This window comes from Enterobacter sp. GD03975 (assembly GCF_029838645.1).
Lineage (GTDB): Bacteria > Pseudomonadota > Gammaproteobacteria > Enterobacterales > Enterobacteriaceae > Enterobacter > Enterobacter quasihormaechei.
In genome coordinates, this window is sequence record NZ_JAOBZC010000001.1 from 554,248 (window position 1) to 576,243 (window position 21,996).

A 21,996-nucleotide genomic window follows, 5' to 3' on the forward strand; every position below is an offset into this window, starting at 1 on the left:
CTGAAAAAAAGCGTTAAAACATCACTAAATGTGAAAAACCGCAGAGCTTTTACAAGCACCTGCGGTTTTTTTTATTGGAAACCTGACTGTTAGCAGAGTTTTTCAGCGCGCTCAATAAACGGTGCCAGGCTCTTCTTCTGCCCGGGGTTTGCCGGATCGTCGACCTGGATCACGCTGACAGGCTGTCCGTTACTTTTGCCGCTGGCAACCTGCTGCTCCGCAACGTCATTTAACGGATACTGCACGAGCGTGCTGGGATTAATGACGTACAGCGCGTGGCCGGGACGGCAGGTGAGCATGACCTCTTCACGGTTGAAAGCCCAGTTGTCCTTGCCCACCTCGAACCGGCTGACGGTGATGACCTGCGGCGCGGCCAGCGCACTGCTGGCACAGGTGAGAAGTAAAAGAGAAAGCAGCGTCTTTTTCATATGTTATTTAACCTTGTCAGAAGGGTTCCCAGGTCGCGAACAGGCTGACGGCCGCCAGTACCAGCGCGCCCAGCACCACTTCTGCCTGTGTCATCCTGATAAAAATCTGTTGTTCCCGCCCGGCATCAGGGCGAAAGCGTGGCACAAGAAAATACCGATTCGCCAGCGCAATTGCCACCATCATGATGACCAGCGCACATTTGAACAACAACAGCCGTACATAAGGCGCCTGCCACGGCACGTCTATGCCCACAATAAAGAGCGTGTTGATGATCCCGGTCAGCAGCACGCCGCCAACGGCGTAATGCCCCACGCGGGAGAAGCGCATCATGGTGAAGATAGCGGCTGGCTGCCAGCGGCCTTTCGCCAGACGCATACAGAACAGCAGCGGCAGTAACCCGCCCACCCAGGTCGCGGCGCACAGCAGATGAAGCGCATGGTTCAGACGATGCAACGCTCCCGGTGCGCCGCCGTTCATTGCGGCATGTCCGACGCCCGCCAGCAGCACAAGTTGCCCCATGGCCAGGAGTAACAGCCGCGAGCCTTTCTGCGGAGTTAGCCATGCCGCGCCCGCGGTCACAGCGGCCAAAACCATTTGCCACAGCCAGACGCCACCAAACTGCGTCCCCAGCACGCCGTGCCAGACCGCCGGGCTAATGACGTCGCCCCAGCCGTTACCCATTAACCCACTTTGCAGGCCGAACATCAGCAGCGCAGCCATCAGGCTGATTACAGCCGCGATTTTCTGCTGGCGCTGGAAACGCTGCGTCATGAGGCGCTGCAACGAAGACGGTGCAAACCAGACGCTGTAAAGCGCATTGCCGAAGAGCAGCATCAGCGCAGCAAAATGGATAAAGCGTAACGCTACGTAGCTCAGGGCCAGCATACTATTTCACGCTAAAGTGATAGCTGCCCTTGGTTTTGTGGCCGTCCACGGAGACCACGTGCCAGTCCACCGTGTAGGTGCCGGTCGGCAACGGTTTCTCAAGGGGAACAATCAGCTTTGCGTTATCCTTCTCGTCACGCTTCACCGCACCGGTCTGGATCGTGTGCTTCTGCGCGTTTGTCACCACAACGCCGCTAAAGGCTGGCTCAATTCCTTCCGAGAAATTCAGGGTAATGACGTCGGGTGCCGTCACGACGGTATTTTCCTGCGGGGATTGTTGCTTAAGGTGCGCATGGGCCAGAGCTGAGGGCGCGGTTGCTGAAGAGAGCAGAAAAACCAGCGCGCACGCGACGCGGGAAGGGGTAAAGTGCATCACAATCATTCCTTTTCGTTATGCCTGAATGCTAAAGAATAACTCTGTATAATTAACGAGTCGAGGAACATCCTTTGCTCCCTTGTCATCGTTGAACAATCGCGGTAACGTTGCCGCCGCAGAAAAAGGAGAAGGAAATGAACGTTAACCTGGCCGCCCTTCCTCAGGACGAGATGGACAAAGTGAATGTCGATCTCGCCGCCGCGGGTGTCGCATTCAAAGAGCGTTACAATATGCCCGTCGTGGCTGAAGTGGTAGAGCGTGAACAGCCTGCGCATCTGCGCGACTGGTTTCGCGAACGTCTGATCGCGCATCGCCTCGCTTCCGTCAACCTCTCACGCCTGCCGTACGAACCTAAAGTTAAATAAGCTTAACGTCTCGTTACACTTCCTTACGCGTTATGTGGCAGGATAAGAAAACCCTGATAAATTTAGGTGTAATCTTAAAATCCCAGCGACTTAGTGTATAAGGAAGTCACGATGTCACGATGGAATATAGCCGCGGCCCAGTATGCTCCGCGGCACAACTGTGTTGATGAGCACGTAAAACACCACCTGCACTTCATTGACGAGGCGGCCTGCCAGGGGTGCGATTTAGTCGTCTTTCCCGAGCTTTCCCTTACCGGCCCTGGCGGGGCAACTTTACCCCCACCGCCTGACGATTTGCAGCTTGCTCCCCTCCTTCACGCCGCGCAGTCACGTTTCATCACGGTGATTGCCGGTATTACGCTCCAGCAACACGGCCAGCGTCAGAAAGGACTCGCGCTTTTCACGCCCAGCCTGTCGACCATCCGGCGTTATCCGCAGGGCAACGGTGCGGGTGTGATCCCTGGCGATAAACGACTATCCATCGTTGATAACCAGGCTGACGCCCCGGAACTGGACCCGGAGGCAACCCTGTTCACCAGCAGCCTGGCGGTGGGCGAGCACCGCTGGCGGCAGTCCATCGGTTCGTTACAACGCTTCGCGCATAAATACGCCATCGCGGTGTTGATGGCGAACGCGCACAGCGGCAGCGCGTTATGGGATGAAAAAGGTCAGCTTATCGTGCGTGCCGACAAGGGCGAACTGCTGTTAACCGGTTCTTTAGGCCGACAGGGTTGGCAAGGCGATATCATTCCATTAGGCTAAGCCTTTTAGGATCAGGAGCGATCAATGCTACGCGTTATTGATACCGAAACTTGCGATTTGCAGGGCGGAATTGTGGAAGTCGCTTCTGTCGACGTGATTGACGGAAAGATAGTCAACCCAATGAGCCATCTGGTGCGCCCGGATCGCCCCATCAGTGCGCAGGCGATGGCCATTCATCGCATTACGGAATCGATGGTGGCGGACAAGCCGTGGATTGAAGAGATCATCCCCCTCTACCACGGCAGCCAGTGGTACGTCGCGCATAACGCCAGTTTTGACCGCCGTGTGCTGCCGGAGATGCCCGGCGAATGGATTTGCACCATGAAGCTGGCGCGCCGCCTGTGGCCAGGGATCAAATACAGCAATATGGCGCTGTATAAGTCGCGCAAACTCAGCGTGCGGACGCCGGAAGGGCTACACCATCACCGCGCCCTGTATGACTGCTACATCACCGCGGCGCTCCTGATTGATATCATGAATACATCCGGCTGGACGCCAGACGATATGGCGACCATTACCGGCCGCCCCGCACTACTGACCACCTTCACGTTCGGTAAATACCGGGGGAAACCGGTAGCGGAAGTCGCGGACAACGATCCGGGCTACCTGCGCTGGCTGTACAACAACCTCGACAGAATGAGCCCGGAACTGCGCCTGACGCTGAAGCATTATTTAGGCGAAGCCTGAGTTCCCGCGCGGCCTGGCAGCGTATCCTGCGCCAGGCCAATCAAAAAGGCATACTCCAGCGCCACCCCTTCATAGGATTTAAATCGCCCTGATTTCCCCCCGTGCCCCGAGTCCATATCGGTACACAGCAGCAGCAGATTATCGTCTGTTTTCAGCTCGCGCAGCTTCGCCACCCATTTCGCTGGCTCCCAGTACTGCACCTGGGAATCGTGCAGGCCGGTGGTCACCAGCATATGCGGATAGGCTTTCGCCTCGACGTTATCGTACGGACTGTACTCTTTCATGTACCGGTAATAGGTTTCATCCTGCGGGTTCCCCCACTCCTCAAACTCACCGGTGGTCAGCGGAATAGACTCATCCAGCATGGTTGTCACCACGTCCACAAACGGCACCTGGGCGATAACGCCTTTAAAAAGTTCAGGCCGCTGGTTAATCACAGCGCCCATTAGCATGCCTCCGGCGCTGCCCCCCATGCCAAAGCAGAGCTGCGGATCGCCATACCCCTGGGCGAGCAGCGCATCGCAGACGTCCAGGTAATCATTAAAGGTATTTTTCTTTTTGAGAAATTTACCGTCTTCATACCAGTGCTGACCCAGCTCGCCGCCGCCGCGAATATGGGCAATCGCATAAACAAACCCGCGGTCGAGCAGGCTCAGCCTGCTACTGCTGAAATCGGCGTCCATGCTGGATCCGTAGGAGCCGTAACCGTAGACGAGGATGGGGTTTTTGCCTTTGTTGAAGTGGTCCTTGTGGTAGACGAGAGACACGGGGACTTCGACGCCGTCGCGCGCGGTCACCCACAGGTGTTCACTGCGGTAATTCTCCGACTCAAATCCCCGGACCTCAGCCTGCTTAATCACCTGACGCTGCCCGGTGTCCATATCCAGTTCAAATAACGTGTCCGGGGTGGTCATCGACGAATAGCCATACCGCAGGCGGGACGATTCCGGTTCCGGGTTAAAGCCAATCCACGTGACGTAAGCCGGGTCATCAAACGCAATACCCACCACCTCGCGGGTTTTGCGGTTGATTTGGCGGATACTGGTCAGCCCGCGCTGACGCTCCTCCACCACCAGCCAGTCTGTAAACAGGGTGAACCCCTCCAGCATCACCTGATCGCGCGCGGGAATTAACACTTCCCACTTCCGTTCATCGCGCACTTTGGTTTTATAAAGGCCAAAGTTTTTCCCCTCGCGATTTGAACGCAGGTAAAAGCTGTGCTGGAAGTGATCCAGGCTGTACTCATGATCTTTACGGCGCGGCAGGAAGCACAGCGGCTGCGCATCCGGCAGTTCGGCATCCAGCAGCAGCACCTCAGAAGTGGTGGCGCTGGCAAGGAAGATAATCACGTAGTGGCGAGACGAGGTTTTATGCAGGCTGACGTAGAACGTCTCGTCTTTTTCCTCGTACACCAGCTCGTCGTCGGCGGAATCGGTCCCCACCGTGTGGCGCCAGACCTGATAAGGCAGCAGCGTTGAGGCATGCTTTTTAACGTAGTAGACCGTTTCTGAATCGTTGCCCCAGACAAAATCGGGGGAAACATTATCCAGCATTTCGGGATACCAGTTCCCCGTCTCAAGATTGCGGAAGCGCAAACCGTACTGCCGGCGGGAAAGATAATCCTCCGCCAGCGCCATAATGGCGTTATCAGGGGAAATCGACATGCCGCCCAGCGTGTAAAACTCACTGTGGGCCGCACGTTTGTTGGCATCAAGCAGGATATCCCATTCGTCCCACTCGGCACTCAGCACCGACTGGCGCTGATAGATGGGATATTCGTTTCCCGGCTCGTAAATATGGCGATAGCGATAGCCATTTTTGCACCACGGGGCTGAGACATCGCGCTGGGGAATACGCTGCACCATTTCGCTCAGGAGCCTGTCCTGAAGCGCCTGCTGGCTGGCCATGACCTTTCGGCCATAGTCGTTTTCCTCGTGCAGATAGTCGAGCACCTCTGGCCGGGAACGAGAATCGTCCCGCAGCCAGTAGTAGTTATCTATACGCGTATCGCCATGCGTGACGATCGCATAAGGAGTACGTCGGGCTTTTGGAGGCATGGCATTCTTACTTTTTCGTTTTACATCCTATAAGGTTGGCAAAACGCGCGTATGATGCAAGCGAAACATGCCCTTCTAGCCCGCGAGGGTCTGTTTCTGCTGCTGAATATCCTGCTCGATCCCCTCACGAACGTCCTGCGGGATCTTCAGCGCATCGCCGAGGGCGTTCAGGTAGCTGCGCTCCATAAAGTGATCGACATCAATAGCGGCACAGCTCAGAAAATAGAGTTCCAGAGCCTCTTCTTCGTTTTTCACGCTTTGCGCCAGGCGCTGCGGATCGAGCGGCTGTTCAATGGCCTGCGCCACCAGCGCCCTGCCCTGCTCCTCGACGCCCGCTTCCCGCATTTGCTGTTCGATCGCGGCGCGTTCACTGGCATCGATATGCCCGTCGCTTTTGGCCGCGAACACCAGCGCGAGGATCAGACGCTCGGTGCGTACGTCTAGCGACGTCGCCTGCTTCCCGTACTGCGGTTCATCCTGATGCGCGTTGCGCACCTTGTCCTTGTATTTGTTCCATAAAACGCTGCCCGCAATGGCTCCTCCGCCCGCCAGCAGCGCGCCGGTGCCATATTTCGTCAGCAGCTTCCGCGATGATTTATTGGCAACCAGCAAACCGGCCAACCCGCCGAGCGCTCCCGGCACCAGCAGCTTACTTAGACCCTGCTCGCCGGACGACGAGCCTTTTTGTCCCAACAGGGATTGCAGTTGATTCATCCAGCCTGACATATTTTTCCTCACGTTACGGTGCGTACTTTCACAGCCTAAGCGAGCAGGTGTCAGGAAATGTCTGTCAGTGCTAAAGAAGCGCAAATTTCTCCCCTGCCCTGGCTATCCCCATACAAGACAGACGCAAACGTTTTCGTTTATACTGCCCGCAACTTTTTCAGGGGGATTTTATGACTTGTTTAGGAACCGCGCTGCGCCCTGCCGCGACGCGCGTAATGCTGTTGGGATCGGGTGAACTGGGTAAAGAAGTGGCCATTGAATGCCAGCGTTTGGGCGTAGAGGTGATTGCGGTGGACCGTTACGCTAACGCCCCAGCGATGCACGTCGCGCATCGCTCGCACGTCATCGATATGCTTGACGGCAATGCCCTGCGGGCGTTGATTGCCGAGGAAAAACCGGATTTCGTGGTGCCTGAAATTGAGGCCATTGCCACTGAGGTGTTGGTTGCCCTTGAGCAGGAAGGCCAGCACGTAGTGCCTTGCGCCACAGCGGCAAAACTGACCATGAACCGGGAAGGCATTCGTCGCCTGGCCGCAGAAGAATTACAGCTCCCGACGTCAAGCTACCGTTTTGCCGGGGATAAAGCTGCGTTTCTCCATGCCGTCGAAGAGATTGGCTACCCGTGCATCATTAAGCCGGTAATGAGCTCCTCCGGCAAAGGGCAGAGCTTTATCCGCGACAGCAGCACGCTGGACAAGGCCTGGAACTATGCCCAGCAGGGTGGTCGTGCCGGTGCCGGGCGCGTCATCGTGGAAGGCGTGGTGAAGTTTGATTTCGAAATTACCCTGCTTACCGTCAGCGCCGTGGACGGCGTTTATTTCTGCGACCCGATTGGTCATCGTCAGGAAGACGGCGATTATCGCGAATCCTGGCAGCCGCAGCAGATGAGCGCGCTGGCGCTGGCGCGCGCGCAGGAGATCGCCCGCAAGACGGTGCTGGCGCTGGGCGGCTACGGCCTGTTCGGGGTGGAGCTGTTTGTTTGCGGCGACGAGGTGATCTTCAGCGAAGTCTCCCCTCGCCCGCACGATACCGGTATGGTCACGCTGATTTCACAGGATCTCTCCGAGTTTGCGCTGCACGTGCGCGCTTTCCTCGGCCTGCCGGTTGGCGGCATTCGCCAGTACGGCCCGGCAGCCTCCGCGGTGATCCTGCCGCAGCTAACCAGCCAGAATGTCACCTTTGATAACGTCGAAGGTGCGGTTGGCGCAGGCTTGCAGGTCCGACTGTTCGGCAAACCGGAGATCGACGGGACCCGTCGTCTGGGCGTGGCATTAGCGACCGGAGATAACGTGGAGGAAGCCGTTGCAAGAGCGAAAAGAGCGGCTGCGAACGTCAGCGTTGCAGGATAAAAAAACGGGCCACGTGGCCCGTTTTTCTTACTGCGAATCGCTTACTGTTTCGCGCCTTCTACCGCTTCGCGAGCCAGTTTAGTGATGCGATCCCAGTCGCCCGCTTCCAGCGCATCCGCAGGAACCAGCCAGGAGCCGCCGATGCACAGCACGCTTTTCAGCGCCAGGTAGTCGCGGTAGTTGGCCGGAGAGATACCGCCCGTTGGGCAGAAACGCACCTGCGAGAATGGACCCGCAATCGCCTGCAACGCTTTGGTGCCGCCGTTCGCTTCAGCCGGGAAGAATTTAAACTCTTTCAGGCCGTAATCCATGCCCAGCATCAGTTCAGAAACGGTGCTGATACCCGGGATCAGAGGAATAGTGCCTTCGGTCGCGGCTTTCAGCAGCGGCTCGGTCAGACCCGGGCTGATGGCAAACTGTGCGCCCGCTTCGGTCACTTCCGCCAGCTGCTGCGCATTAAGAACCGTACCTGCACCAACGATCGCGTCCGGCACTTCTTTGGCGATAGCGCGGATCGCATCCATCGCACAGGCAGTACGCAGGGTCACTTCCAGAACGCGAACGCCACCCGCAACCAGCGCCTTCGCCATCGGGACCGCGTGCTCCAGTTTATTTACCACAATAACCGGCACGACAGGGCCAGTGGTCAGGATTGCTTCTGCACTTGTTTTCCAGTTTTTCATCAGAGTTTTCTCTCGCCAGATCGTTAAAATCAAGTCGTCTTAAAACGTAATACAGGTTGCGCCCTGCTCCGCACCGGAGAGTTTCTCGCGCAACGCACCAAACATTTCACGTCCGGTACCCACGCGCGACGCGCTCAGGTCAGGAATATGTGGCTGACGTGCCGCCAGCTCTGCTTCATCCACCAGCAGGGTTAACTCACCTGTCTGACCGTTAACGCGGATCATGTCACCATCACGGACTTTCGCCAGCAGGCCACCGTCGTAGGCTTCCGGGGTGACGTGGATAGCTGAAGGCACTTTACCGGATGCCCCGGAGAGGCGTCCATCGGTGACCAGCGCAATTTTGAAACGGCGGTCCAATAATACACCAAGCGGCGGCATAAGTTTATGTAATTCTGGCATCCCGTTCGCTTTTGGTCCCTGATGACGCACAACGACCACGCAGTCTTTATCCAGCAGACCCGCGTCAAAGGCAGGTAAAACGTCGTGCTGGCTTTCGAACACCACGGCCGGGGCTTCAATCACCTGATTATCTTCCGGCACGGCAGAGGTTTTCATCACCGCACGCCCAAGGTTACCGCTCAGCACTTTAGTGCCGCCGTGAGGAGAGAACGGTTTCTCGAAGGTGGCAATAACCTGCGAATCGAGCGAGTCGCTCGCCCCTTCACGCCAGTCCAGCTCACCGTTGTTCAGCCATGGCTCAAGGGTATAGCGATGCAGGCCAAAGCCCGCCACCGTGTTGACATCCTCATGCAGCAGGCCGCCTTTCAGCAGCTCGCGCATCAGCACCGGCACGCCGCCCGCCGCCTGGAAGTGGTTGATGTCCGCCGGACCGTTCGGGTACAGACGCGCCATCAGCGGCACCACGGAGGAGATATCGGAGAAGTCATCCCAGTTGATCAGAATGCCCGCCGCGCGCGCCATTGCGACCAGGTGCATGGTGTGGTTGGTTGAACCGCCGGTTGCCAGCAGGGCAACGATACCGTTGACGATGACCTTTTCATCCACCATTTTGCCCATCGGCATCCATTCGTTGCCGTTACCGGTCAGGCGCGTGACCTGACGGGCTGCGGCTTCGGTCAGCGCCTTACGCAGCGGCGCGTCGGGCTGAATGAACGAGGAGCCCGGCAGCTGCATTCCCATAAACTCCACCACCATCTGGTTGGTGTTGGCCGTACCGTAGAACGTACAGGTGCCCGGCGCGTGGTAGGACGCGGCTTCCGCTTCCAGCAGCGCCTTACGATCCGCTTTTCCTTCGGCATACAGCTGGCGAATACGTACTTTTTCTTTATTCGGCAGACCGCTTGCCATCGGACCTGACGGCACAAAAATCGCTGGCAGATGGCCAAACGACAGCGCGGCCATCACCAGCCCCGGGACGATTTTGTCGCACACGCCCAGATAGAGCGCGCCATCAAACATATTATGCGAGAGGCCAACCGCCGCAGACATGGCGATCACTTCGCGGCTCAGCAGCGACAGCTCCATGCCGTCCTGCCCCTGGGTGACGCCGTCGCACATGGCCGGCACGCCGCCCGCAACCTGGCCCACCGCGTTTACGCTATGCAGTGCGTTGCGAATGATGTTCGGGTAAACCTCGTACGGCTGGTGGGCAGAGAGCATGTCGTTATATGAGGTAATAATGGCGATGTTGTTACGCAACATGCTTTTCAGCGCGTCTTTATCGCCAGGCTGACAGGCGGCGAAGCCGTGGGCCAGATTCCCGCAGGCCAGCTGCGAGCGGTGGACCGTTTCGCTCTTCGCCTGTTCGATGCGGGCGAGGTAGGCAGAACGGGTCTCTTTCGAGCGCTCAATTATGCGTTGTGTTACGCGTAACAATGTCGGATTCATAAAAGCTCCTCTAATTTATCTGTCCGGGCTCGGGAGTTTACACAGGTTCTGACGGTTGTTAACAACGCTGAAACGCCTGTTATCCGGAGCGCAGGGGCAAAATGTCTAAGAGGAGTGTAATAAAAAAAGCTCCGCGGGTGAATCCACGCGGAGCTTAAAAAGTAAAAATGATGCCACTTGCTGTGTTAGATCATGTTACCGGTAAAATAACACCTATGGGCTAGAGAGCTTTACTCGAACTCGTTCCAGGAGCGGCCATCGCGGGTGATCATCGCAACGGAGGCAACTGGTCCCCATGTTCCCGCCTGATACGGTTTTGGCGCATCCTGATCGGCAGCCCACGCTTCGGTAATGGAGTCGACCCATTTCCACGCCTCTTCCACTTCATCGCGACGGACGAACAGGGCCTGAATACCGCGCATGGTTTCCAGCAGCAGACGCTCGTAAGCATCGGCCAGATGCGTCTGGTTGAAGGTTTCAGAGTAGCTCAGGTCCAGCTTGGTGGTTTGCAGGTTGTGCTTGTGATCAAGACCCGGCACTTTGTTCAGGATCTGAATATCCACACCCTCGTCCGGTTGCAGACGGATGGTCAGTTTGTTCTGCGGCAGCTCCTGCCAGGATTCTTTGAACAGGTTCAGTTCCGGGTTTTTGAAGTAGACCACCACTTCGGAGCATTTTGCCGGCAGTCGCTTACCGGTACGCAGGTAGAACGGCACGCCGGCCCAGCGCCAGTCGTCGATATCCACGCGGATCGCCACAAACGTCTCGGTATTGCTGGACTTGTTCGCGCCCTCTTCTTCCAGATAGCCAGGGACTTTTTTCCCCTGGGCAAAACCTGCGGTGTACTGACCGCGAACGGTTTTCTCACGCACGTTGGAGCGGTCGATACGGCGCAGTGATTTCAGCACTTTCACTTTGGCGTCACGAATGCTGTCGGCCGTCAGATCCGACGGTGGAGACATGGCAATCATGCACAGAATTTGCAGCAGGTGGTTCTGGATCATGTCGCGCATCTGGCCGGCCTGGTCAAAGTAACCCCAGCGGCCTTCGATACCCACCTCTTCCGCCACGGTAATTTCCACGTGATCGATGGTGCGGTTGTCCCAGTTGTTCACAAACAGGGAGTTAGCAAAGCGCAGCGCCAGCAGGTTCAGAACCGTCTCTTTGCCCAGGTAGTGGTCAATACGGTAAACCTGGCACTCCTCAAAGAACTCGCCCACCTGGTCGTTGATTTCACGAGAGGTTGCCAGCGACGTGCCCAGAGGCTTTTCCATCACCACGCGCGCCGGTTTGGCATTCAGTTTCGCTTCGCCCAGACCTTTGCAGATGGCGCCGAAGGTGCTTGGTGGCATGGCGAAATAGTTAATGGTGACACGATTTTCCTGGTCCAGCATTTCACCCAGACGGGTAAAGGCGCTGACATCATTGACGTCCAGGTTACAAAAATCGAGGCGCCCGCTCAGCTTATCCCACAGGCTTTCATCGATTTTTTCTTTCATGAAGGTTTCGAGCGCCTCGCGCACGACTTTGGTATAAGCTTCTTTATCCCAGTCGGCGCGCCCTACCCCAAGGATTCGGGTGTCGGGATGGATCTGGCCCGCTTTTTCCAGCTGATACAGGGAAGGCAGCAATTTTCGGCGTGCAAGATCGCCTTTCGCGCCGAAAATGACCAGGTCACATGCCTGGGCTGTTTGCGTTACCGCCATGTCATTCTCCTCAGTTAGATCGCCTGGTACTCTGCCAGGTATCGTTGTAATTTTATTACAATGCACTGTACTGCTTTTACGCATTTCCTGAAACCATTAGCGCTTAACGTCACGTGCGATACGGCGATTTTTCATCGTCCAGACCTTTCAGCCCGTCAAATGACGCAACAAACGTCGATTCTTTGCGCAACGGAGTCAGGGCAAAACCCGACGTCGATCAAGTAATGAAAAAAAACAACAACATTTCTTGTCGACGGTTACCCTTTCGGAAGTCCCGGGGGTAATATCGGCTAAATCGAATCAGGGTTTCATCTCTGTATGAAATCGTTTATGCCCTCATGAGCGTCTTGTTAACAATGAACATGCTGGAAAAAATCCAGTTTCAACTGGAACACCTTAGCAAATCCGAGCGCAAAGTGGCTGAAGTTATTCTCGCCGCCCCCGCTCAGGCGATTCATTCAAGCATCGCCGCTCTGGCACAGGAATCGGGCGTCAGCGAACCGACGGTTAATCGATTCTGTCGTAGTCTGGACACGCGCGGCTTTCCTGATTTTAAACTGCATCTGGCCCAAAGTCTGGCAAACGGCACCCCGTATGTTAATCGCAATGTGGATGAAGACGACAGCGTTGATGCTTACACTGCGAAAATATTTGAATCGGCAATGGCGACGCTCGACCACGTGCGCCAGTCTCTGGATATGAGTTCGGTGAACCGCGCGGTTGATTTGCTCACTCAGGCCAAACGGATTGCCTTCTTTGGCCTTGGCTCGTCGGCTGCCGTGGCGCATGACGCCATGAATAAATTCTTTCGCTTCAACGTGCCGGTGATTTATTCCGATGACATTGTGCTGCAACGCATGAGCTGTATGAATTGTAGCGAAGATGATGTCGTGGTCCTCATCTCCCACACGGGCCGCACCAAGAGCCAGGTCGAGCTGGCGCAGCTCGCGCGTGACAACGATGCGATGGTCATCGCCCTGACGACGGCGGGTACGCCGCTGGCCCGGGAAGCGACGCTCGCCATTACCCTGGACGTACCGGAGGACACCGACGTCTACATGCCGATGGTCTCCCGCCTGGCGCAGTTGACGGTCATTGACGTGCTGGCGACCGGTTTTACCTTACGCCGGGGCGCAAAATTCCGGGATAACTTGAAGCGGGTCAAGGAAGCCCTGAAAGAATCGCGTTTTGATAAAGAATTGCTTATAAAGAGCGATGTTCCCTAATAACGACGAAGTACGATTTACGGCATTCGGTCCCCTCGCTACTGCCTTGCAATAGATGAAGTCCGATTCAATGTTCACGCAACACCAAAGTTGTTTCAGTCAACGGAGTATTACATGTCCAGAAGGCTTCGCAGAACCAAGATCGTTACCACCTTAGGCCCGGCCACTGACCGCGATAATAACCTCGAGAAGATTATCGCCGCGGGTGCCAACGTGGTGCGTATGAACTTCTCTCACGGTACGCCAGAAGATCATAAATTACGTGCCGATAAAGTGCGTGAAATCGCAGCTAAACTGGGCCGCCATGTTGCTATCCTCGGCGATCTTCAGGGTCCCAAAATTCGCGTATCGACCTTCAAAGAAGGCAAAGTCTTCCTCAACATCGGCGACAAATTCCTGCTGGATGCCAACCTGAGCAAAGGTGAAGGCGATAAAGAGAAAGTGGGTATCGACTACAAAGGTCTGCCTGCTGACGTTGTGCCTGGCGACATCCTGCTGCTGGACGACGGTCGCGTACAGCTGAAAGTGCTGGAAGTTCAGGGTATGAAGGTGTTCACGGAAGTGACCGTCGGCGGCCCGCTCTCCAACAACAAAGGCATCAACAAGCTCGGCGGTGGCCTGTCTGCCGAAGCGCTGACCGATAAAGACAAAGCGGATATCGTGACCGCAGCACAGATCGGCGTAGATTATCTGGCCGTCTCCTTCCCGCGCTGCGGCGAAGATCTGAACTATGCTCGCCGTCTGGCGCGCGACGCGGGCTGCGATGCGAAAATCGTTGCGAAAGTTGAACGCGCGGAAGCAGTCTGCGATCAGGACGCGATGGATGACGTGATCCTGGCGTCTGACGTCGTGATGGTTGCCCGTGGTGACCTGGGTGTAGAAATCGGCGATCCTGAGCTGGTCGGCATCCAGAAAGCGCTGATCCGTCGCGCGCGCCAGCTGAACCGTGCGGTGATCACCGCCACCCAGATGATGGAATCCATGATCACCAACCCAATGCCGACCCGTGCGGAAGTGATGGACGTGGCCAACGCCGTGCTGGACGGTACCGATGCGGTGATGCTGTCAGCCGAAACCGCTGCCGGTCAGTATCCGGCGGAAACCGTGGCCGCCATGGCGCGCGTCTGCCTGGGCGCAGAGAAGATCCCAAGCATTAACGTCTCCAAGCACCGCCTGGATATCCAGTTCGACAATGTGGAAGAAGCGATTGCGATGTCCGCGATGTATGCCGCAAACCACCTGAAAGGGGTCACGGCAATCATCACCATGACCGAATCTGGCCGTACCGCGCTGATGACGTCCCGCATCAGTTCCGGGCTGCCGATCTTCGCCATGTCCCGTCACGAGCGTACGCTGAACCTGACGGCGCTGTATCGCGGCGTGACGCCGGTGCACTTCGACAGCACTAACGACGGCGTGGCCGCTGCGCACGACGCGGTAAATCTGCTGCGCGACAAAGGTTATCTGGTGTCCGGCGATATCGTTATCGTGACGCAGGGTGACGTGATGAGCACCATCGGCTCAACCAACACCACCCGCGTACTGACCGTAGAGTAAGACCCGATCCCCTCTCCCCTAAGGGAGAGGGTTTCCTATTTCTTAGGGAACAGCTCTTTACGCTTGTACGGCTCCGTTTCGCCAGGCTTACGCGTTTTGAGCAGCTTAAGGATCCACGTATATTGCTCCTTATGCGGCCCCACCAGCACTTCCACCTCTTCATTCATACGGCGCGCGATGGTGCGATCGTCTGCGGTCAGCAGATCGTCCATCGGCGGACGTACCTCAATGCTCAGGCGATGCGTTTTCCCGTCATACACCGGGAACAGCGGGATCACGCGGGCGCGACAGACTTTCATCAGGCGTCCAATCGCGGGTAGCGTCGCTTTATAGGTCGCGAAGAAATCAACAAACTCGCTGTGCTCAGGGCCGTGGTCCTGATCGGGCAAGTAGTAGCCCCAGTAGCCCTGACGCACGGACTGAATGAAGGGCTTGATGCCATCGTTACGCGCGTGCAAACGTCCGCCAAAGCGACGGCGTACGGTATTCCAGACGAAATCGTAGATTTTGTTTCCCTGGTTATGGAACATCGCCGCCATTTTCTGGCCCTGCGAGGCCATCAGCATCGCCGGAATGTCGACTCCCCAGCCGTGCGGCACCAGGAAAATCACCTTTTCATCATTGCGACGCATCTCGTCGATGATCTCCAGCCCTTTCCAGTCAACGCGGTCAACAATCTTCTCCGGCCCTTTCAGCGCCAGTTCCGCCATCATCGCCATCGCCTGTGGCGCGGTGGTATACATGTCATCAATAATTGCTTCGCGTTCGGCGTCGGTTTTATCCGGGAAGCAGTACAGAAGATTGATTTGCGCTCGACGGCGCGCGCTTTTTCCTAAGCGGCCTGCCAGTCGCCCGACCTTGCCGAGCACCGGATCGCGGAGGGAAGCAGGTAGCAACGCCATGCCAGCAAACGCGTATACGCCAAGCCAGGCGCCCCAGTTACGCGGGTGGCGAAAAGATTTTTCAAACTCGGGAATGTACTCAATATTGTTTTTTTTGGTTTCCATGCGGGTTCCAGGGTCTGGTGACGCAAAAATATATTCAGATAGTGTAGCGAGGCAGCCGTCCGCGTACAAAAGAAAAAGCCGGCGCACACTGACGCCGGCTTATTTTTGAGGGTGTTAGCTTAGTCGAAGCGCAGCTGTGGCATCACCTCTTTCACCTGCGCCAGGTAATCTTTGCGATCTTTCCCGGTCAGCCCTTCGGTGCGAGGCAGTTTCGCCGTCAGCGGGTTAACCGCCTGCTGGTTGATCCACACTTCGTAGTGCAGGTGCGGGCCCGTCGAACGGCCTGTGTTCCCGGACAGCGCGATGCGGTCGCCACGTTTCACTTTCTGGCCCGGTTTGACCAGCAGTTTACGCAGGTGCATGTAGCGGGTGGTGTACGTACGACCGTGACGGATAGCCACGTAATAGCCAGCAGCGCCGCTGCGTTTCGCCATCACCACTTCACCATCCCCTACCGCCAGCACTGGCGTACCCTGCGGCATGGCGAAGTCAACGCCACGGTGCGGCGCTACGCGGCCCGTTACCGGGTTCAGACGACGCGGGTTGAAGTTGGAGGAGACGCGGAACTGTTTAGCCGTAGGGAAACGCAGGAAGCCTTTTGCCAGGCCCGTACCGCTGCGGTCATAGAACTTACCGTCTTCCGCGCGAATGGCGTAGTAGTCTTTGCCATCTGAACGCAGACGCACGCCTACCAGCTGGCTCTGCTCGCGCTTGCCGTCCAGCATTTCGCGGGACATCAGGACAGAGAACTGATCGCCTTTTTTCAGTTTGCGGAAATCCATCTGCCACTGCATGGCTTTGATCACCGAGCTGATTTCAGCGCTGGTCAGGCCGGCATCGCGTGCACTGGAAACAAAGCTGCCGCCAACGGTCCCTTTCATGACGCTATTCACCCAGTCGCCCTGCTGCATTTCACTGGTCATTTTGAAACCGTTTGCCGTGCGATCGTAGGTGCGGGTTTCGCGGCGGGACATTTCCCAGGTCAAACGTTGCAGATCGCCATCGGGGGTTAAGGTCCAGGAAAGCTGCTGACCAATTTTCAGGTTACGTAGTTCTTTATCGGAGGCGGCAAGCTGGCTGATGTTGCCCATATCGATACCGTACTGGTTAAGCACGCTGCTCAGCGTGTCGCCCGTCGAGACCACATATTCATGAATGCCAGCTTCATTCTGGATTTTGTCATCCAGCTCGTCCTGGGGAATCGCTTCATCTTCCTGAGCGGCCTGATCGATAGGCTCGCTGGCCTCGGGCAGCAGAGAGCGGATTTCGCTCTTCTCCAGTTCGATGGTTTTGATAATAGGGGCAGAACTCGGGTGGTAAACATAGGGCCGCCAGACGGCGACCGCTAAGGTGAGAACTGTAAGCGACCCCAGCATAACGCGGTGGGGTCGAGGCAGATTGTTAAATGCCAGGGCGACAGAGCGGGCTATCTGTTGCACGTATTCACTTCCTCGTTAATCTCCTTTCAGGCAGCTCGCATACTGATTCGCCAGTTGGCTGAGGAACTGCGAATAGCTCGCTTTGCTCAACTGGATGTTCGTACCTAGCGGGTCAAGGGTTCCCATGCGCACGGATGTTCCCCTGGCCACGGCTTCTACGACCGCTGGCCTGAACTGTGGCTCAGCAAAAACGCATGTCGCTTTTTGCTCAACCAACTGTGTTCTGATTTCATGTAAACGCTGCGCACCAGGCTGAATTTCAGGGTTGACGGTAAAATGCCCCAGCGGGGTCAGACCGTAATGTTTTTCGTAATAGCCGTAAGCATCATGAAAAACGAAGTACCCTTTTCCTTTAAGCGGTGCGAGCTCGTTACCTACCTGTTTATCGGTTGCGGCTAACTGAGCCTCAAAATCCTTCAGGTTGGCGTCGAGTTGGACTCGACTTTGCGGCATAAGTTCCACTAATTTGTCGTGGATTGCAACCGCTGAAAGCCGCGCTATCTCTGGGGAAAGCCAGAGATGCATGTTGTACTCGCCGTGATGGTGATGGTCGTCACCTTTTTCGTCGTGAGCATGACCGTGGTCGTGTTCGTCACCGTCATCCTCAGATCCTTTCATCAGCAACGGTTTCACGCCGGACAGCTCACCAATCGCCACCTGTTTCGCGGCGGGAACCTGTTTCGCCGTTTTCTGCATGAAGGCTTCCATCTCAGGACCGATCCAGACAACTAAGTCCGCGTTCTGTAAGCGTTTTACGTCGGACGGGCGTAAAGAATAATCATGTTCGGAGGCGCCGTCAGGCAGCAGAACCTGGGTCTCCGTGACCCCATCGGCGATGGCAGCGGCGATAAAGCCTAGCGGTTTAAGCGAAGCGACAACGGCAGCGTTAACATCTTGTGCGGTTGTACCCCAAAGTGCAGCGGATAAAGCAGCGAAAAGAAGCGTATTTTTCTGTAACATAATGCGACTAATCATCGTAATGAATGTGTGGAATGTGATATTATAACATTCGATAACTTCTGCAAGCTTAAATTGACATGACGACTTTAGTTTCTCTTGAAAATGTGTCGGTCTCATTCGGCCAGCGCCGCGTCCTTTCTGACGTGTCGCTGGTTCTGAAGCCCGGCAAAATACTGACGCTGCTCGGCCCTAACGGGGCGGGTAAATCTACGCTGGTGCGCGTCGTGCTAGGCCTGGTCACGCCTGATGAAGGGCTGATCGCCCGCGAAGACAAGCTGCGTATCGGCTATGTGCCGCAAAAACTGCATCTCGACGCCACACTGCCCCTGACGGTGAGCCGCTTCCTGCGCCTGCGCCCCGGTACGCGAAAAGCGGATATCCTCCCGGCCCTGAAGCGCGTTCAGGCGGGCCACCTCGTTGATGCCCCTCTGCAAAAGCTTTCGGGCGGGGAAACCCAGCGCGTATTGCTTGCCCGCGCCCTGCTCAGCAGCCCTCAGCTGCTGGTGCTGGACGAGCCGACGCAGGGCGTTGACGTTAACGGTCAGGTTGCGCTGTACGACCTTATCGACCAGCTTCGCCGTGAACTGAACTGTGCGGTGCTGATGGTTTCCCATGACCTGCATCTGGTGATGGCGAAAACCGACGAAGTGCTGTGCCTGAACCACCACATCTGCTGTTCCGGTACGCCGGAAGTGGTGTCAATGCATCCTGAATTTATCTCCATGTTTGGCCATCGTGGCGCCGAACAGCTGGGCATTTATCGCCATAATCACAATCACCGCCATGATTTACAGGGACGAATTGTCCTGCGTCGGGGAAATGGACACTCATGATTGAACTGTTACTGCCCGGCTGGCTGGCCGGGATTATGCTTGCCTGCGCCGCGGGTCCACTCGGCTCGTTTGTCGTGTGGCGCAGAATGTCCTATTTCGGCGATACGCTGGCCCATGCTTCCCTGCTGGGCGTCGCGTTTGGTTTGCTGCTGGACGTGAACCCGTTCTATGCGGTGATAGTCGTCACGCTGCTGCTGGCCGCCGGTCTGGTCTGGCTGGAAAAACGCCCTCACCTCGCAATTGATACCCTGCTCGGCATTATGGCGCACAGCGCCCTGTCGCTGGGCCTGGTGGTGGTGAGCCTGATGTCAAACATCCGCGTTGACCTGATGGCCTATCTGTTTGGCGATCTGCTTGCCGTTACGCCAGAGGATCTGGTTTCCATTGCCATTGGCGTAGTGGTGGTGCTGGGCATATTGCTGTGGCAGTGGCGAAATTTGCTGGCGATGACCGTCAGTCCGGATCTGGCCTTTGTCGACGGCGTGAAGCTTCAGCGCGTGAAGCTGCTGCTGATGCTGGTCACGGCATTAACCATTGGCGTGGCGATGAAGTTTGTCGGGGCACTGATTATCACGTCGCTGCTGATTATCCCTGCCGCCACGGCGCGCCGTTTTGCACGTACTCCAGAGCAAATGGCCGGTATCGCGGTGGTTATCGGGATGATCGCCGTCACGGGCGGGTTAACCTTCTCGGCGTTTTATGACACGCCGGCAGGACCGTCGGTGGTATTGAGCGCGGCGGTATTGTTTGTTTTCAGTATGATGAAAAAGACCGCGCAGTAGTCAGCATGTCCCCGGTAGCGCTTCGCTTACCGGGGCTACAAAAACGTTCCGCCACCCGGCATGATTTAAGGCATCGCCGGCGGCGTTATCCCGAAATGATTCCACGCTCGCACCGTCGCCATACGACCGCGCGGGGTACGCTGTAAGAAGCCCTGCTGGATCAGATACGGCTCCAGCACGTCCTCAATGGTTTCACGCTCTTCGCCAATGGCCGCCGCCAGGTTATCCAGCCCTACCGGCCCGCCAAAGAACTTATCCAGTACCGCCAGCAGCAGCTTGCGGTCCATATAGTCAAAGCCTTCGGCATCCACGTTCAGCATGTCCAGCGCCTGGGCGGCAATCTCTGCCGATATGGTGCCGTCGTGCTTCACTTCAGCGAAGTCACGCACGCGACGCAGCAGGCGGTTGGCAATACGCGGCGTACCGCGGGAACGCTTCGCCACTTCAAACGCCCCCTCTTCGCTCATATCCAGCCCCATGTAGCGCGCGCTGCGGCCCACAATGTGCTGGAGATCGGGCACCTGATAAAACTCCAGACGCTGGACAATGCCAAAGCGGTCGCGCAGCGGAGAGGTCAACGACCCGGCGCGCGTCGTGGCGCCAATCAGGGTAAACGGCGGCAGATCGATTTTAATGGAGCGCGCCGCCGGCCCTTCACCAATCATGATATCCAGCTGGTAATCTTCCATTGCCGGATAGAGCACTTCCTCCACCACCGGCGACAGGCGGTGGATTTCATCGATAAACAGCACGTCGTGCGGTTCGAGGTTAGTCAGCATCGCCGCCAGATCGCCCGCTTTTTCCAGCACCGGACCGGAAGTGGTACGCAAATTTACGCCCATCTCGTTGGCGACGATGTTTGCCAGGGTGGTTTTACCTAAGCCCGGCGGACCAAAAATCAGCAGGTGATCGAGCGCATCGCCGCGCAGCTTTGCCGCCTGGATGAAAATCTCCATCTGGGAACGAACCTGCGGCTGGCCGATGTACTCATCCAGCAGTTTTGGACGGATCGCGCGATCCACCACGTCATCGGGCTGAATGGTGCCTGCCGATACCAGGCGGTCTGCTTCAATCATCCTTTACCTCACAATGCAGCGCGCAGCGCTTCACGAATCAGGGTTTCACTGCTGGCGTCCGGTTTAGCAATTTTACTCACCATCCGGCTGGCCTCCTGAGGTTTATATCCCAGCGCTACCAGCGCGGCAACCGCTTCCTGCTCGGCATCGTCATCCGTCGCTGGCCCGCCCGGTGACGTCAGCACCAGATCGGCGGCCGGGGTGAACAGATCGCCATGCAGGCCTTTAAAGCGGTCTTTCATCTCGACGATAAGACGCTCGGCGGTTTTCTTGCCGATGCCCGGAAGTTTAATCAACGCAGCCGGATCTTCGCGCTCAACGGCGTTCACAAACTGCGGGGCTGACATACCGGACAAAATCGCCAGCGCCAGCTTCGGCCCGACGCCGTTGGTTTTGATTAATTCGCGGAACAGGGTGCGTTCCTGTTTGTTATTGAAGCCGTACAGCAGCTGAGCGTCTTCACGCACGACAAACTGGGTAAAAACAATCGCCTCTTTGCCCGCGTCGGGCAGCTCGTAGAAGCAGGTCATCGGCATATGGACTTCATAGCCCACGCCACCCACTTCCAGCAGCACTAACGGGGGTTGTTTTTCAATGATGATGCCTCTGAGTCTGCCTATCACGTGACGCTCCTGCGTTCTGGAAAAGTGTTAACTGGCGACATAATAAAAAAAGGCTGGATAAACATCCAGCCTGATTTCTTATTATCGTAACCTGCCTCGCGCCAGATTGAGCCGCGACTCGCTCATTTGCATCGCGTTCTGGCTGACGTGGCAGTGGGTAATCGCAATCGCCAGCGCATCCGCGGCGTCGGCCTGCGGGTTCGCGGGAAGCTTCAGCAGGGTGCGCACCATATGCTGCACCTGGCTTTTCTCCGCGCTACCGATGCCGACTACCGTCTGTTTGACCTGACGGGCCGCGTACTCAAATACCGGCAGGTCCTGGTTCACAGCGGCAACAATCGCCACGCCGCGCGCCTGACCGAGCTTTAACGCCGAATCCGCGTTCTTCGCCATAAAGACCTGCTCAATGGCGAAATAGTCCGGCTGGAACTGGGTGATGATCTCCGACACGCCCGCATAAATGAGCTTCAGGCGCGACGGCAGATCGTCCACTTTAGTGCGAATACAGCCGCTGCCGAGGTAGGTTAGCTGGCGTCCCACCTGACGGATAACGCCATAGCCGGTGACGCGCGAGCCGGGGTCAATCCCAAGGATAATCGACATCACGCGTCTCCCGT

22 protein-coding genes are annotated in these 21,996 nt (G+C 56.8%); 8 read left to right on the forward strand and 14 right to left on the reverse strand.

The genetic code is table 11. The features are described from left to right. Window positions 1–89: 89 nt before the first annotated feature. From N5C09_RS02520 to yobA, 3 genes are read right to left on the reverse strand one after another with little or no spacing between them, the layout of a single operon-like run. Window positions 90–428 carry a YebY family protein gene (locus N5C09_RS02520; protein ID WP_063868473.1) on the reverse strand — a complete coding sequence of 113 codons (339 nt, stop codon included), beginning with the start codon at window positions 426–428 and terminating at the stop codon, window positions 90–92. Window positions 429–444: 16 nt separating this feature from the next. Continuing rightward, entirely contained in the window at window positions 445–1,314 is an 870-nt protein-coding gene (gene copD / locus N5C09_RS02525; RefSeq protein ID WP_279748383.1) for a copper homeostasis membrane protein CopD, read from the reverse strand. Window position 1,315: 1 nt separating this feature from the next. Continuing rightward, window positions 1,316–1,687, reverse strand: coding sequence for a CopC domain-containing protein YobA (yobA, locus tag N5C09_RS02530; RefSeq protein ID WP_279748469.1), 372 nt, complete (start codon window positions 1,685–1,687; stop codon window positions 1,316–1,318). Between the two features lie 137 nt (window positions 1,688–1,824). Here yobA and N5C09_RS02535 point away from each other — a divergent pair, with 137 nt between their 5' ends. The 3 genes from N5C09_RS02535 (at window position 1,825) to exoX (ending at window position 3,504) form a co-directional block, all read left to right on the forward strand. After that, on the forward strand, window positions 1,825–2,055 hold the full coding sequence (locus tag N5C09_RS02535; protein ID WP_003859784.1) for a DNA polymerase III subunit theta: 231 nt from the start codon (window positions 1,825–1,827) through the stop codon (window positions 2,053–2,055). 111 nt (window positions 2,056–2,166) lie between these two features. Then, window positions 2,167–2,817, forward strand: coding sequence for a carbon-nitrogen hydrolase family protein (locus tag N5C09_RS02540; RefSeq protein WP_063868470.1), 651 nt, complete (start codon window positions 2,167–2,169; stop codon window positions 2,815–2,817). Between the two features lie 24 nt (window positions 2,818–2,841). Continuing rightward, window positions 2,842–3,504, forward strand: a complete 663-nt coding sequence (exoX, locus tag N5C09_RS02545) for an exodeoxyribonuclease X (RefSeq protein ID WP_063450101.1) — start codon at window positions 2,842–2,844, stop codon at window positions 3,502–3,504. On the opposite strand, the gene ptrB is transcribed toward exoX, so the two are convergent. Both ptrB and N5C09_RS02555 read right to left on the reverse strand, forming a co-directional pair. After that, on the reverse strand, window positions 3,486–5,561 hold the full coding sequence (ptrB, locus tag N5C09_RS02550) for an oligopeptidase B (protein WP_112792797.1): 2,076 nt from the start codon (window positions 5,559–5,561) through the stop codon (window positions 3,486–3,488). The two genes, exoX and ptrB, sit on opposite strands and share 19 nt — an antisense overlap. Before the next feature lie 75 nt (window positions 5,562–5,636). Then, entirely contained in the window at window positions 5,637–6,287 is a 651-nt protein-coding gene (locus N5C09_RS02555) for a tellurite resistance TerB family protein (protein ID WP_063450103.1), read from the reverse strand. A gap of 170 nt (window positions 6,288–6,457) precedes the next feature. Between N5C09_RS02555 and purT the strand changes: the two genes are divergently transcribed. Continuing rightward, the gene (gene purT / locus N5C09_RS02560; RefSeq protein WP_279748384.1) at window positions 6,458–7,636 is read left to right on the forward strand and encodes a formate-dependent phosphoribosylglycinamide formyltransferase; all 1,179 of its coding nucleotides are present in this window, start codon (window positions 6,458–6,460) and stop codon (window positions 7,634–7,636) included. A gap of 41 nt (window positions 7,637–7,677) precedes the next feature. Here the strand turns inward: purT and kdgA are convergent, their stop codons facing one another. The 3 genes from kdgA to zwf form a co-directional block, all read right to left on the reverse strand. After that, on the reverse strand, window positions 7,678–8,319 hold the full coding sequence (gene kdgA / locus N5C09_RS02565; RefSeq protein WP_063450105.1) for a bifunctional 4-hydroxy-2-oxoglutarate aldolase/2-dehydro-3-deoxy-phosphogluconate aldolase: 642 nt from the start codon (window positions 8,317–8,319) through the stop codon (window positions 7,678–7,680). A gap of 39 nt (window positions 8,320–8,358) precedes the next feature. After that, window positions 8,359–10,170 (reverse strand): phosphogluconate dehydratase, encoded by a 1,812-nt coding sequence (gene edd / locus N5C09_RS02570; protein WP_279748385.1) that lies wholly within the window; start codon window positions 10,168–10,170, stop codon window positions 8,359–8,361. Window positions 10,171–10,400: 230 nt separating this feature from the next. Further along, window positions 10,401–11,876, reverse strand: a complete 1,476-nt coding sequence (gene zwf, locus N5C09_RS02575; protein ID WP_022648481.1) for a glucose-6-phosphate dehydrogenase — start codon at window positions 11,874–11,876, stop codon at window positions 10,401–10,403. Between the two features lie 356 nt (window positions 11,877–12,232). Here zwf and N5C09_RS02580 point away from each other — a divergent pair, with 356 nt between their 5' ends. Both N5C09_RS02580 and pyk read left to right on the forward strand, forming a co-directional pair. Then, window positions 12,233–13,102, forward strand: a complete 870-nt coding sequence (locus N5C09_RS02580) for a MurR/RpiR family transcriptional regulator (protein ID WP_063450107.1) — start codon at window positions 12,233–12,235, stop codon at window positions 13,100–13,102. A 114-nt stretch (window positions 13,103–13,216) separates the two neighbouring features. Next, window positions 13,217–14,659 carry a pyruvate kinase gene (pyk, locus tag N5C09_RS02585; RefSeq protein WP_010432595.1) on the forward strand — a complete coding sequence of 481 codons (1,443 nt, stop codon included), beginning with the start codon at window positions 13,217–13,219 and terminating at the stop codon, window positions 14,657–14,659. Between the two features lie 35 nt (window positions 14,660–14,694). Here pyk and lpxM read toward each other — a convergent pair whose 3' ends face one another. The 3 genes from lpxM to znuA form a co-directional block, all read right to left on the reverse strand. Further along, on the reverse strand, window positions 14,695–15,666 hold the full coding sequence (gene lpxM, locus N5C09_RS02590; protein WP_063868466.1) for a lauroyl-Kdo(2)-lipid IV(A) myristoyltransferase: 972 nt from the start codon (window positions 15,664–15,666) through the stop codon (window positions 14,695–14,697). A 119-nt stretch (window positions 15,667–15,785) separates the two neighbouring features. Beyond that, entirely contained in the window at window positions 15,786–17,105 is a 1,320-nt protein-coding gene (gene mepM / locus N5C09_RS02595; RefSeq protein ID WP_006811031.1) for a murein DD-endopeptidase MepM, read from the reverse strand. 15 nt (window positions 17,106–17,120) lie between these two features. Continuing rightward, a complete protein-coding gene (gene znuA, locus N5C09_RS02600) occupies window positions 17,121–18,065 on the reverse strand; it encodes a zinc ABC transporter substrate-binding protein ZnuA (protein WP_129741652.1) in 945 nt (314 codons plus the stop codon). A gap of 77 nt (window positions 18,066–18,142) precedes the next feature. Here znuA and znuC point away from each other — a divergent pair, with 77 nt between their 5' ends. Together znuC and znuB are read left to right on the forward strand one after the other, a co-directional pair. Further along, window positions 18,143–18,898, forward strand: a complete 756-nt coding sequence (gene znuC, locus N5C09_RS02605) for a zinc ABC transporter ATP-binding protein ZnuC (RefSeq protein WP_063450109.1) — start codon at window positions 18,143–18,145, stop codon at window positions 18,896–18,898. After that, complete coding sequence (gene znuB / locus N5C09_RS02610; RefSeq protein WP_063450110.1) at window positions 18,895–19,680, forward strand: zinc ABC transporter permease subunit ZnuB; 786 nt, start codon at window positions 18,895–18,897, stop codon at window positions 19,678–19,680. Before znuC ends, znuB begins: the two co-directional genes overlap by 4 nt. 65 nt (window positions 19,681–19,745) lie before the next feature. Here znuB and ruvB read toward each other — a convergent pair whose 3' ends face one another. The 3 genes from ruvB to ruvC form a co-directional block, all read right to left on the reverse strand. Further along, window positions 19,746–20,756: a Holliday junction branch migration DNA helicase RuvB gene (gene ruvB, locus N5C09_RS02615; protein ID WP_003859753.1), complete on the reverse strand. Its 1,011-nt coding sequence runs from the start codon at window positions 20,754–20,756 to the stop codon at window positions 19,746–19,748. Between the two features lie 8 nt (window positions 20,757–20,764). Continuing rightward, window positions 20,765–21,379 carry a Holliday junction branch migration protein RuvA gene (ruvA, locus tag N5C09_RS02620; RefSeq protein WP_023312236.1) on the reverse strand — a complete coding sequence of 205 codons (615 nt, stop codon included), beginning with the start codon at window positions 21,377–21,379 and terminating at the stop codon, window positions 20,765–20,767. A gap of 81 nt (window positions 21,380–21,460) precedes the next feature. Beyond that, a complete protein-coding gene (ruvC, locus tag N5C09_RS02625) occupies window positions 21,461–21,982 on the reverse strand; it encodes a crossover junction endodeoxyribonuclease RuvC (RefSeq protein ID WP_003859749.1) in 522 nt (173 codons plus the stop codon). Window positions 21,983–21,996: the final 14 nt, after the last annotated feature.